A 12,766-nucleotide genomic window follows, 5' to 3' on the forward strand; every position below is an offset into this window, starting at 1 on the left:
TAGCATCCGTCCGGCAAACAGGGAAGATGTTGCGGTGAACACGGCGTTTGTGCCGGTGAAAACGAATCATGGCCGGCATTTCAATGCGGCATGATCCGGTGCCGGGTCGCTGGATTATTGTGCGGCGGCCGTACGTTTATTTTCCGGCGTCAGGTCCCTGATCTCGATCCTCCTGAAATCGATCGGCTGACCTTCACTTTGCAGCGCAATAAAGCCGGATGACAGCTTTTTACCGTCTACCTTGATCGCCGGATCGAAATTATTCACCACCGGACCACCGATCTGCGGCTGCGAGTATTGCAGCACCGTATCGCCGTTGATGATGTGCGTGATCAGGGAATCGCCCAGTACGATCAGCTCGGCTTTCACCCACTGGTCGCCCTCGTAGGTTTTGGAAGAGGAGTTGATGCAATGCGTTGAGTCCAGCTTGCCTTTGTACACGATGTGCGTGCCGGGAGAACACATATTGCCGGTGGGGCGGGGCTGCCCGTCACCAAGACCGGCCAGGAACTGCATTTCCACGGAGATGGGCCAGTCCTGCTCCTTCGGCATGGTGCGCGGGTCCTGGGAATGGTACATCAGGCCGCTGTTCAGGATGGTGTAGGAGGGCGCCGTTTTGCACCATTCCCCCACGAAACGGTATTCCAGCTTCAGGTGATAATGGGAAAAGGGCTGCTTGTAATAAAGATGCCCGTACTGGTTGTTGAAATCGCCATACTGATCGTAGCGTACCTGTATGATGCTGTCTTCCACGCGGAAGGTATTGCCGAAGTTCTCCCCGGTTTCGTGGTGATGGATCTTCACGATCCAGTCGTTGATGTCCGTACCATTGAAAAGGGACACCCATTTGGGTTCTTCCTGCGCCTGTGAGCAGCTGGCAAGGCCGGTTGCGGCGAATGCGAACGCGAGTAATCTTAACGGGAATTTCATCTGTTGATATTCGTTTTTAGGGAACGCCCTGTGCGTAAACTGGGGCGTTTCATCCCGTTAAAATAATCCTTTACGGCGCAAAATGAAAGGGTCAGCGCTTTTTCTTTTTCCGTTTGTTCTCTTTGAGCGTTTTTTCATGCTGGTCGATGAGCAGCTGCCAGTTGTCGTTGGGGATGTCTTCGGAGAAGCTGATGGTTTCGCGGTAATCGTTCTTGTCGATCTTCATCACCTGTATCTCTTTACCAAGATAGGCCTGGATGGCCTCGAGCACGGGTTTTTCTTCCGCGCTGCAGAAAGATACGGCCTGCCCTTTCTGAATGCCCCGGCCGGTGCGGCCCACGCGGTGTACATAGTTTTCAGGTTCGTCCGGCAGGTCGTAGTTGACCACGTAGTCCACATTGGGAATGTCTATGCCGCGGGCGTTCACGTCGGTGGTGATCAGCACTTTCACGTCACCCTTTTTAAATTCATTCATGACGGACAGCCGGTCTTCCTGTTCCTTGCCGCCGTGCATGGTCAACGTGGGGACGCCTACCCGCTGCATGGCGGCGAAAACGCGCTCTGCGCGCACTTTCGTGCGCACGAACACCAGTATCTTGTTTTCGGGGAATTCCCTTATGAGCCTTTCGAGGAAGAAGCGTTTATCGTCCATTTCCACATACGCTACGGAATGATTGACGTTCTTCGATACCGGGTCTTCCGGCGAAATCTGTATGCGGATGGGATTGCGTACGATGGAATAGGCGATGTCCTTGATCTCTGTGTCGATGGTGGCGGAGAAAAAGAGGGTCTGGTGCTGGCGGGGCAGGTGTTTGATCACGTCCCGGATGTCGCGGATAAAGCCGAGGTCCAGCATATGGTCCGCTTCATCGAGGATGAGCGTGCGCACATGGCTGAGGTCCAGGTGCCCCTGGCTGATCAGGTCGAACATCCTGCCCGGCGTAGCGATCAGTACGTCCACCCCTTTATCCAGTTTTTTGATCTGCGCTTCCTGCTCCACGCCTCCGAAGAGGCCCATGATATCCACTTTGGTATATTTCCCGAGCTTTTTGAACACTTCCGCGATCTGGATGGCGAGTTCCCGGGTGGGCACCATCACGAGGCATTTCACTTCCCCTTTGGTACGGGAGCGGCGCTGCTGCTGGAGCAGATGGAGAACGGGAATGGCAAAAGCAGCGGTCTTGCCGGTTCCTGTTTGTGCGATGGCCAGTACGTCGTCGCCTTTCAGGATGGAAGGAATGGCTTTATACTGGATGTCGGTCGGCCGTTTGAATCCCTGTTCTTCCAGACTTCTTTTTATTTCTTCGGAAATGCGGTATTGCTCAAATTTCATGTCGCTGCTTTAACGGCACAAAGGTAGAGAAATAGCCGGTCATTTCCTGCGGAGCATCAGTACGGGTTCTTCCACCAGTTCCGCCACATCCACGGTATCCCGGCCTATCCAGGTGTCGTTGCCCACTTTCAGCGTACCCAACACGAAATACCTGCCGGGCGCAAGGCCGTATTGCGCCGCTGTTCCCTGGACGTTGGTTTTCAACTGGTAGTTGCTGCCCTCGCAGGTATCCCGTTGGAAGAGCAGTCCGCTGGTAAATATACAAATGTCAACCCCGGGAAGCCTCGCGCCTTCCGCATCGAGCGCTGTTGCAAGGATACCATTAGGAGCCTTAAGGCGGATGGTTTCGTTCAACACGGTATTGCCGATGGTGATGGTATCTTTCGCCATGAAGGGAATTTTATTCACCGTGTCTTTGATAAGCAGATAGTAGGTGCCGGGCGTGAATGCCGACCGCGAAGCCTTTCCGCTTACATCTGTTGTGAGCTGGAAATTGCTGCCATCGCAGGAATTGTCAAGATATCCGGTGTTCGTTCCCGAGAAAATGCATATTTCCGCACCGCTGACAGGATTGCCTTCCGGTGAAAGCACAGTATACTGCAAGCCATTGTTGCTGTTGGGAAGGCTGAACCGAAGCGTGTCATATTTCACCTGGCCGTTTATTTCCAGTGTATCTTTTACGGTCAGGGTGAGGTCTTTAATCTTTGCCGTTGCGAACAGGTAGTATTTGCCCTGCGGAAGGCCGAACTGGAATGCTTGCCCGGCCGCATTGGATGTAATGGTATAGTTGCTGCCGTCGCAGGAACCACTCGTATACCCAAGGGAAGGACTGTTGAAGATGCAGATGGAAACATCTTTTATTACGCCTCCGTTGATGTCTGTCGTCATAATATGAATACCGTTTTGCCTGGAGTCCGCCAGGCGGGCAATGAGGCGCATGGTGTCCGTAGGAGCGGTTGCCGCAGAATCAGCCATATACAGAATGCCATTGACCGTTTCTTCATAAAGGAGGCGGTAGCTGGTGTTTTCCTTCAGATTACTGAACAAGAAGTAGCCTTCATCGTCGGTAGTAGTGGTGAAGAGATAGTTGAGCGTATCTGTGCTGGAAGCATATTTGATATTGATCTTCTTTTTGGCGAGCGGCGTACCGGTGGCCTGTTGCGTCAGGGTGTCCACGAGGAAGAGGCGGCCACGTATATATTCACTGCCTGTAAGGTCTCCGCCCATATCATCGTCTTTGCAGGTGGAAAACACAAGCAGGAAGATGACAGCGTATAATATGTATAATGATTTCATGGTATCAAAGATTGAATAGCCCGATTAGTTTAACGAATGTTGCTGGTGTGATGGAGAGGCTAAGGAAAAGGCCGTTGGACAGATATTTCGATTCTTCTTTCGTTACCTGGTTGTTCAGTACTGTATATTTCGTATATCTGTATACGTGAATACCGGCTGAGGCTTTTACACCTGTCCATATATCCACTGACCCGCCAAAATGAAGGTTGTATAGCGGCTTGGGAAAGCTCGCGCCCAGGAACAGGGATGTTCTGCTGGCAACTTCCCGGAAGCTTTTCATCCGGAACACCGAACGGTCGTCCGCCAGGATGATCCTGACAGGATGGAAATGAATGCCTGTGATAAGCCTGATGTTGGCTTCGTCCCGTGTATTGGTGATCGTACCGTTCGATAGGGTAGCATCGCTTCTCTGGAACCTGTTGGGTATCCATGCTACGCCCAGGCTGGAAGTGATGAAGTGGGGTTTGGCGGATTTGTAGGAATCCGTTGTTTTTACGACCGTTTCACCGGTCTTTTTATCGGTGATTAGCGGTTCAAGACTGTTCTTCTGCGGCGTCTCGGTGGTAGCGAGCGTTTCATATTGATTTCTGAAAGCTGGTATTGTATCCGCTTGAGCTTTGAATATGGCGGGCGGTAGTATGTATTTGGGATATCCAAAGAATGTGCCTGCTCCGTTCAGGAATTGTATGCGGGCAAGAATCGTATCTGAAACGGCCTGTGTATTTCTGTCGAAGTATTTTGCATGTATCTTCTCCATGATTCCGTTCACCTGAATTCTTAGCTGTTCTGCAGTCTTATAAAACGCCAGTTCTGCTTCCTCGAACAGGAAGAATGTTTCTGAAGTATCGTTCCTGATCTGCTGCTGCATTTCCTCCATGATATCATTCCTTACTTCATAGCAATATGTGCGCATTACTTTCCACATGGAATCTGCAATATTTACTTTGTGTATCAGTCTTCCTCCGGTACCGGTTTCCAGGAGAATGAGCTGGTTCCTTCCTTCATTGTGTACCCGCACACGAAATGACGGCTTGCTTTTAAGAAAAGTAGCTTCGGGTATATGAGGTGCTGCGGCCCCTACGGAGGGAGTAGCAAGGAAGCCTACCCGTATGCTGGATGGCTGAGGGGAAGGAGGACTGCTGATATTTATCATCTGCGTCCATCCCGGCACCGCACTGTTAGCGGCCGTTAATGCTGCTTCCGCAATGCTGCCGATGTTGTCAAGTTCGCTGATCACGCTGGATTTGTCGGGTATCGGGGAGCTGCTTTGCTTTACCTGGAATTGCTGGCCGGCGGCGATATTGTAAGCCATGGCCTCTGCCGTTACATCAGCGGTATAGGTGATTGTTTTGCTATGGGTGCTACCTTTCAGCTTGTTCGCCGCATTATAGGACAACAATAGATATAGGTGGGGCTTCCTGCCGGAGACTACCCGCATCGTGCTGCTGTTGATTGTGTGCAATACTTTCTGACCTGTGGCAGCGCTTTCCTTGTTTCTCGTTTCTTGTGCGCTGTTCTGGGCAGCTTCCCCGAAAAGTTCTTCCCCTTTCCCTTGCAAGCGCAGCAGGCTATCCATCAACCTGTAATTTATTTTCGCTTCGTTCAGTTCGTTCGAGTGGATCATCAACTGTTTGGCAGACTGAACATACGCATTGTAATCCTTCACTTTATTGGTGTCGCCTTTTAGTACCGGCAGCAATGCCTTGTCGGTAAAACCCAGTGGGTTGAGCCGAAGGTCGCCCGCCATATACCAGGTCCAGCAGAGGAGCCATTTTGTCCGCAGTATCCTGATCAGCGTGTTGGCGTAAAATTGTTCGTTAAGCTTTCTGAAGCGGTTCAGCACGTCGTCATCACAGATAAAAGGCCCGTCTTCTTTTTTGACTTCCTTCAGCAAATCCTCGTATTTTTTAGACATGCCGCCAGCGGCGGGTAGTATGTCATCATAGAAAACCCTGGGTCTCATTCCGTCGATCAATGGGGCAATGGTATCCCTGCTGGCGGTGAAATAGGCGCGAATGAACTGCTTTTTCATGTCGGCTACCAGGATGGGAAGCCTGACATTTTCATCTACTGTGGTAATGGTGGTGTCCAGCACAGCTTTTTGATCAAAAGGCAGGGAGATGTCTTTTTTCCCAAAACGGAGGGTGAAAATAGTGCCAAAGAGCTGCTGCGTCAGAAATGCTTTTCCAAGGAGACGGTCAAAATTATGTGGACTGTTTTTCAGGGCTTCCTGGACATCTTCTTCGTCTAGGATATCCGCAAGCGCCCATAGCTGTGCTTTGAGCGTATCCAAGTCGGCCCGGCCATACAGATCGACATAAATATGTAGGGTGGACAGTTGCTTGTTATCGAGTATCTCATAAGCAGCAAGGCATTGCTCTCGCAAGTATTTAAGCAGCGCTTTGTGTGCGGTGTGCGGCGAATCTACGATAACCCGTATGTTGTAGGACCTTTTTTCCATCAGCGCAAACCCCGCAGGAGGAGGCGCTTTGATCTCTCCCTTTTCGTTGATCTGAATAAGGATCAGCGGAGTATCGTTTTTCTGCAACCAGTATTTGCGGGAAGCATCGTGGCCCCGCAATGGGTGGGCTGACTGCGCTGTTACTGTCTTCACGGACAGCCACAACAGCAGCATACATAATACCAATAGCGGTCTATAAGCTGGGATGTGCATATTGTTTATTTGAGGGTAGGGAAACGTCATATATTCAAGGATGCGCGTTATATGCATGAAACATCCTGCTTCTGGTTTTAGAAGATTGAGATCACGTATCCATATGTGCAAGAATTAAGTTTTGTGCGCTCTACATCGCTTTTTTAGATATAAGGAAATAAAAAACATTTATCACCATCTTTTGGGGCTGTCTTCTCTCTGCTGGAACTAGCCGGTCTTTGGAGTGACTTGCTGATCACAATTCTAATAAAGATTTGCCAATTAAACAAATACATGATCCGGTTCCAACTTTTTTAAAGTGAATATTTTGTATTTCAAATCCGCCAGTTTCCAGCTGCAGCTGAATCTGTTCCGCCATGCCTTTCATCCCGGCCACGTTCCCGCCGGGCAGCGACTGGTAGAAAACATATAACAAGCCTCCCGGAGAAAGCAGCTTCCTTATCCGCTGCATTTCCACGCCGGGAGGCTTTTGAAAAATGTTCACGTTGAACCCGAAAATGATATCGTACCGTTGGCGGAGGAGAGGTACGTCTGCAAATCCACCGGTGAGCAGGGCCGCTTTGTTCCCGGCATTCCGGGTTGCAGCCTTCGCGATCATCGCGGCGGACTTGTCTACAGCCGTGATGGAGCCGGTAGTGAGCAGGGGCGCTATCATGGATACCGCGATGCCATGCCCGCAACCGATCTCCAGTACGTGTGCGGCGGGCGGTATGTCCATCACGGACAATGCCCAGCTAAAACGTTCATCAGGAGCCATCATACTGTAAAGAAACGACTTTCTGCGGATGATAGCCGTGATGGACCGTGCTGTCGTACCGGCAACCATGCCCGTAACGGTCACGCCAGCCTGCATGGCCGAAGCGCATCAGGAATACGTTGGACATGAAGAACAGTACGATGGCCAGGATGGCCGCTATTTTTGTGAGGGTCCGCAGCACCGGGCGCTTTGAAAAGGAACCGAACACAAAACCGATAATGAATACCATACAGGCGGCAAAAAGTATCCGTATGATAATGATGAATGCAAATCCCATGATCTTCAGTTTTATTGGTGAGAAAAACATCGTTGCTATCCCAAAACTAAAACACTGTATCGTGCGGAATTTGCCACGTAGACAAGGCGGGGAATTGTTGCGATGAAGCGGGGAATTTACGGGCGGCGGAGCAGGCGGGTCACATTATCTTTATAAAAATCACTCACGGGTATTTCCTTTTCGCCGATGCATACCAGGTCGCGTTTAACAGCCGTGATCCTGCGCACGGCCACGAGGTAGGACTTGTGTGTACGCACGAATGCGCCGGGCGGCAGCGCTTCTTCCGCCGCTTTCATCGTCATTCGTGTAAGCACCGGGTACGGCGCGGAGGAGAGGTGTATCTTGATGTAATCTTTCAATCCTTCAATATATTCAATATCCGATACCACGATCTTCACCAGGGTATATTCCACGTTCACGAAGAAGTACGGCTCTTCCTGCATGGCAGGCTGCTGCTTCAGGCGGAACAGCTCATAAGCTTTGTTGCAGGCTTTGAAGAACCGCTCGAAGGGGAACGGCTTTACGAGGTAGTCCAGCACGTTGAGGTTATACCCTTCGAGGGCGTATTGCTCGTATGCCGTAACGAGGATGACCATGGGAGGATGGGGCAGCGTTTGCAGGAACTGCAGGCCGTTCATGCGGGGCATCTGTATGTCCAGGAACATCAGGTCCACCTGTTCCCGTTGCAGGATGTCCGCCGCTTCCATGGCTGTTTTGCAGGTAGCCACCAGTTCCAGGAACGGCACCTGCGCAATGTTGTCGCTCAGCAGCTCGCGGACCAGCTGTTCATCATCGATAACAATACAACGCATCATCTGGTTTTCAATGTGAGGGTGATATGAAAAAGACCGTCGCGGTCATGGATGATCAGTTTGTGCCTGTTCCTGTATAGCAGTTCCAGCCGGGCTTTCACGTTGGTCAGCCCGATGCCCGAGCTTTCATCTTTGCCGGTGGATTGCGGCTGATACCGGTTGATCACTTCAAAGCGCAGCTCATCGCCGTCAACCGCCAACCGTATGCTGATCTCCGGTTGTGCAATATAGTCTATTCCGTGTTTAAAGGCATTTTCGATGAAAGGGATCAGGAGCATCGGCTCGATCGTATAGGGGTGATCGTTATCGCCGGCGGACAGGTCGCTGTAGATCTCCACGTCACTGCCGAAACGCAGCTTTTGCAGGGCGATGTAGCTTTCGAGGTATCCGATCTCTTTCTGTAGCGGCACTTTTTTCCCCTGGGAATCGTACAGCATGTACCGCATCAGGTCGGAAAGCATGATGAGCGCGGGTTCCAGTCGGTCGGACTTTTTCCTGGCAAGCGCCACGAGGTTCGTCAATACATTGAAAAGAAAATGAGGGTTCACCTGCGAGCGCAGGAATTTCAATTCTGTCTGCAATTGCGCGGCCTGCCGTTCTTTCTGTTCTTTTTCTGCTTTGAACTTGTTGAGCACATTCCGGTAAACGATACTGATGATGAGCGCTCCCACGGAGGGGGCGTAGATAAACCTGGCGGTGCGTTCGTTTATCCTGATGTCCGGGAACCATACCGTTGCCATCAGGGATTTCAGCCCGAAGGAGAGTGCCAGCAGCAACGGGAGCGATAGCAGGTACAGCCACCATAAACGCCGGTTATACAGCTTCGGATAGAGGTAAAAGGCATGGCCGTAAAAAATGCCCATATGTATCAATCCAGATAAAGTGAAAAACAGTCCCGGCACAGGACCTATGCGGTAGTCGCTTTGCGGTGTTGAAATAAAATAGGGAAGCAGCAGGAGAGAGCCCCAGATCAGTACATGCAATGAAATATTGAAATATCGCATCCTCCAATTTAGCAACTTGCGGCCATAAGACCGCAAAGAATAGACAACAGCGGCAAATGTGCAGACATCCCGCGATGGACGTTTCCCATTAATGGACGGCACCCGTCCGGAAATGAACAGGGCTATTTAATATGTTATATTTGATAATATATAAATGTTCAATTCTGATCCATCTGTACACAAAGAGAAATATGGCAGTTTTATTGCACAAAGACCGGAGTGAAACAAATGCATCATGCTGAAGAATTATTTCCTGACCGCTTTTAGAAATCTCAAACGCCGGAAGGCTTACACCCTTGTGAACATTACCGGGCTTACCCTCGGCATTTCCGCTGCCATTCTCATTTTCAGCCTCGTAAAATACCATTTGAGCTTTGATGATTTTCACCAGCAGAAAGACAGGATTTACCGCGTGGTCACGGAAGAGAAGACCGGAAAAACGGGTTGCGGCGCCGGTGTACCGCCCCCGCTGGGCAAGGCTTTCCGGGAAGATTATGCCTTTGCTGAAAAAGTAGCCCGCATCGCCACTTTCGGGGATCTGCCGGTAGCGGCGCCGTTTTCCGGCGATGGCCTGAAGTTCCAGGAAGAGCATGGTGTGTCCTTTGCGGAGCCGGATTTCTTTTCCATTTTTAATTTTCCGCTCCTGCGCGGTGATCAGCAAACCATCCTCACCGAACCGAATACGGCCATTGTTACGGAAAGGATCGCGCAAAAATATTTTGGCGATGCGGACCCCATCGGCCAGGTGATCCGCCTCACCAACCGCTTCGATAACACCCGGCTGGACTTCCGCATCACCGGCATCCTCCGCGATCTGCCCGTTAACACCGACCGCAAACAGGAGATCTACGTTTCCTACGACAACCTCGATGCTTTCCACGGCTCTTTCGATGATACCAACTGGTACCAGACGAGCAGCATCCTGCAATGTTATGTGCTGCTGAAACCCGGCGTGGCGCTGGGCACGGTAGATAACATGCTACCCGCGTTCTCTGAAAAATATTATAACAGGAGCAGGGCCGGCTTCCATTTCAGCTTTCAGCCGCTGCGGGATATTCATTTCAATACGGAGATAGACGGGAAGGTGGACAAACAGAACCTCCTGGCGCTGGCTTTTATTGGTCTGTTCCTGATCATCACGGCCTGCATGAATTTTGTGAACCTTGCTACGGCGCAGGCTTTGGGCCGGTCAAAGGAGATCGGCGTGCGCAAGGTGCTGGGTGGCCGGCGGGCGCAACTCTTCTGGCAGTTCATCGCGGAAACGGCGGTGATCGCTACGGCGGCGCTGGTGCTGGGGCTTATTCTCGCACAGCTGGCCCTGCCGGCGGTGAACCACTATTTTGGGTTGCAGCTGAACATTGATCTGCTGCATGACGCGCAGCTGCTGGCTTTTTTAGCAGTGCTGCTGCTGGTGGTCATATTTTTATCGGGTTCCTATCCCGGCCTTGTGCTGGCAGGCTTTCAGCCCGTGGTGGCCCTTCGCGGGAAATTGACCCAAAAGCACATCGGTGGTTTCCCGCTGAGAAAGGGACTGGTCGTTGCCCAGTTTGCTATTTCGCAATTGCTGATCATCGGCACGCTGGTGATCGCTCACCAGATGCGTTTCGCGAAGCAGGCGGATATGGGATTCCATAAAGAGGCGGTCGTTATGCTGCAGGTGCCGGTGCGTGAATCCGCCACCGTCAGCACCCTACGCGGCCGTCTCGCACAGATCAGCGGCGTGGAAGACGTGAGCTTCTTCGCGGAAGAGCCCGCGGGCAACGAAACCTACAGCGCGCGCATCATCTACGGTGGCCGCAGCAATCCCGAAAACTTCGATATTTACTACAAGGCCGGCGATGACCGGTACGTTCCCACTTTCGGCCTGCAACTGGTCGCCGGACGCAATATGTTTCCCTCGGATACCGGCCGCGAATTTCTGCTGAATGAAACCGCCGTAAAGAAGCTGGACGTTCCCTCGCCGGAAAAAGCGATCGGCCAGCCCGTCCGCATCAACGGCAGAAAAGGTACAGTAGTGGGCGTTGTAAAAGACTTTCACAACAAATCCTTTCACGACGCTATCAACCCGCTGTGCATCATCACCGGTATTAACTGGTATGGCAGATGCGCCGTGAGAATTCATGCCGGCAGCCTGAAACCGGCGCTGGCGGCCATTGAAGAAGCATGGAACGCATCCTTCCCCGATCATGTGTATAAATATGATTTCCTGGACGAGCGGATCGGGCGGTTTTACCAGGAAGACCGGATGCTGCTGAACCTTGTGCAGGTCTTTGCTTTCATTGCGATCGTGATCGGTTGTTTGGGGTTGTATGGACTGGTATCTTTCATGGCGGCGCAAAAGAACAAGGAAGTGGGCATCCGCAAGGTGCTGGGTGCCAGCGTCCGGAGCATTCTCTGGCTGTTCGGCAGGGAATTTACCTGGCTGCTGCTGATCGCCTTTGTGCTGGCCGCGCCGCTGGCATGGTGGGTGATGAACAACTGGTTGCAGAATTTTGCTTACCGCGTGGAGATCGGCGCCGGCATCTTTGGCCTGGCGATACTTATCACATTTGTGGTGGCGGTGATGTCTGTTGGGTACCGGTCGGTGAAAACAGCGCTGATGGACCCGGTGAGATCGCTGCGGACGGAATGATTGGTCCCCGCGCTCATGAAACCGCTCCCGCCTGGAATGCCGTATATCTTTTCACCGCTTTCTCCAATGCTTTGCGTTTGGCGTCGCTCAATGCAATAAAAGGTATTGTAGTGATCCCGTTCTTCGGCGCTTTCTTCCAGCTTCCCGCAATCCTTCCATCTACCACCATGCAGTGATCGAACACGCCGTTCACATGCTCCGGCGGCATCAGCGCTTCGCGGTCTTTATAGCTCATGCCGTATTCATCGTAATCCGGCATGATGAAAGTGGCATTCTTCAGTTTTTTATCGGGACTGATGGGCAGGTAAATATATTCGCGTCCATCGATCATTTTGCGGATGAAGGTGGAAGGCAATTGTGCGGCGCCATCCTGGGCATCTTTAACGGTGAGGCCGGACCAGTAAGCAAAATCCTGTACCGTAGCTGGCCCGCGCGACGTGAAATACCGGTTGACGAACGCGGCCAGCGCGTCTTCACGCGCCAGTGGCTTCACAGCGGGGGCGCGTTCTTCCAGCAGGGCGTAGGTGAATTGTTTCCCTTCCCGCGGGCCGCTGCAAACCAGTCCTTCCAGCTCGGCATAGATCATGATGTAGGCCAGCCGCACGCCGCTTGCAATGATCTTCCCCTTCCGCAGCGCTTCCTGCAGCACGGTGCGCGTGGCATATTGATGGCCTTCGAGCGTTTTAGCGATGATCTTGTGCGCTTTATGGAAGATGCCCGCATCAAGGTCGGCCTGCCGGTAATAGTACGCGCTTAGCTGGTGAATGCGCGGAGCCGTGAGCTGCAGCAGCCAGCGGATATCTTCCGGGCAAACGAAATGCCAGGTAGGGCGCATGACGTGCGTGCGCAGGATCTTGCCTTCATTAAAAGCCTGCTCCACATCCGCATCGCGCAGGCCGGGAACGCGCAGGCCGATGGCCCATTTTGCCTGTGCATATTCCTGCGACTGCATGGCAGTCAGCCATGAAACGATCTGTTCAGGTTTTGTAAAGGCAGTGGCCGCGATCTGCTGGTGATAAAGGCGGTGCAGCAGGATGTCTCCGGGTTTCAT

10 protein-coding genes are annotated in these 12,766 nt (G+C 52.0%); 1 reads left to right on the plus strand and 9 read right to left on the minus strand.

From position 1 onward, the window contains the following. Positions 1 to 114 precede the first annotated feature (114 nt). The 8 genes from CCY01nite_RS21440 to CCY01nite_RS21475 form a co-directional block, all read right to left on the minus strand. A complete protein-coding gene (locus CCY01nite_RS21440; RefSeq protein ID WP_146866067.1) occupies positions 115 to 930 on the minus strand; it encodes a 3-keto-disaccharide hydrolase in 816 nt (271 codons plus the stop codon). Positions 931 to 1,021: 91 nt separating this feature from the next. Then, the gene (locus CCY01nite_RS21445) at positions 1,022 to 2,263 is read right to left on the minus strand and encodes a DEAD/DEAH box helicase (RefSeq protein ID WP_146866069.1); all 1,242 of its coding nucleotides are present in this window, start codon (positions 2,261 to 2,263) and stop codon (positions 1,022 to 1,024) included. Between the two features lie 39 nt (positions 2,264 to 2,302). Continuing rightward, the gene (locus CCY01nite_RS21450; protein WP_146866071.1) at positions 2,303 to 3,559 is read right to left on the minus strand and encodes a carboxypeptidase-like regulatory domain-containing protein; all 1,257 of its coding nucleotides are present in this window, start codon (positions 3,557 to 3,559) and stop codon (positions 2,303 to 2,305) included. Positions 3,560 to 3,563: 4 nt separating this feature from the next. Continuing rightward, positions 3,564 to 6,194 (minus strand): hypothetical protein, encoded by a 2,631-nt coding sequence (locus CCY01nite_RS21455; RefSeq protein ID WP_146866073.1) that lies wholly within the window; start codon positions 6,192 to 6,194, stop codon positions 3,564 to 3,566. A gap of 274 nt (positions 6,195 to 6,468) precedes the next feature. Continuing rightward, positions 6,469 to 6,993 (minus strand): class I SAM-dependent methyltransferase, encoded by a 525-nt coding sequence (locus tag CCY01nite_RS21460; protein ID WP_186831191.1) that lies wholly within the window; start codon positions 6,991 to 6,993, stop codon positions 6,469 to 6,471. Continuing rightward, positions 6,980 to 7,267 carry a hypothetical protein gene (locus tag CCY01nite_RS26665; RefSeq protein WP_186831192.1) on the minus strand — a complete coding sequence of 96 codons (288 nt, stop codon included), beginning with the start codon at positions 7,265 to 7,267 and terminating at the stop codon, positions 6,980 to 6,982. Before CCY01nite_RS26665 ends, CCY01nite_RS21460 begins: the two co-directional genes overlap by 14 nt. 116 nt (positions 7,268 to 7,383) lie before the next feature. After that, complete coding sequence (locus CCY01nite_RS21470) at positions 7,384 to 8,079, minus strand: LytR/AlgR family response regulator transcription factor (RefSeq protein WP_246129999.1); 696 nt, start codon at positions 8,077 to 8,079, stop codon at positions 7,384 to 7,386. Then, complete coding sequence (locus tag CCY01nite_RS21475; RefSeq protein WP_146866081.1) at positions 8,079 to 9,083, minus strand: sensor histidine kinase; 1,005 nt, start codon at positions 9,081 to 9,083, stop codon at positions 8,079 to 8,081. Before CCY01nite_RS21475 ends, CCY01nite_RS21470 begins: the two co-directional genes overlap by 1 nt. Positions 9,084 to 9,318: 235 nt before the next feature. Here CCY01nite_RS21475 and CCY01nite_RS21480 point away from each other — a divergent pair, with 235 nt between their 5' ends. Continuing rightward, positions 9,319 to 11,715 carry an ABC transporter permease gene (locus CCY01nite_RS21480; protein ID WP_146866083.1) on the plus strand — a complete coding sequence of 799 codons (2,397 nt, stop codon included), beginning with the start codon at positions 9,319 to 9,321 and terminating at the stop codon, positions 11,713 to 11,715. A gap of 13 nt (positions 11,716 to 11,728) precedes the next feature. Here the strand turns inward: CCY01nite_RS21480 and CCY01nite_RS21485 are convergent, their stop codons facing one another. Then, the gene (locus CCY01nite_RS21485) at positions 11,729 to 12,766 is read right to left on the minus strand and encodes a winged helix DNA-binding domain-containing protein (RefSeq protein WP_146866085.1); all 1,038 of its coding nucleotides are present in this window, start codon (positions 12,764 to 12,766) and stop codon (positions 11,729 to 11,731) included.

Source organism: Chitinophaga cymbidii, from assembly GCF_007992715.1.
Taxonomy (GTDB): domain Bacteria; phylum Bacteroidota; class Bacteroidia; order Chitinophagales; family Chitinophagaceae; genus Chitinophaga; species Chitinophaga cymbidii.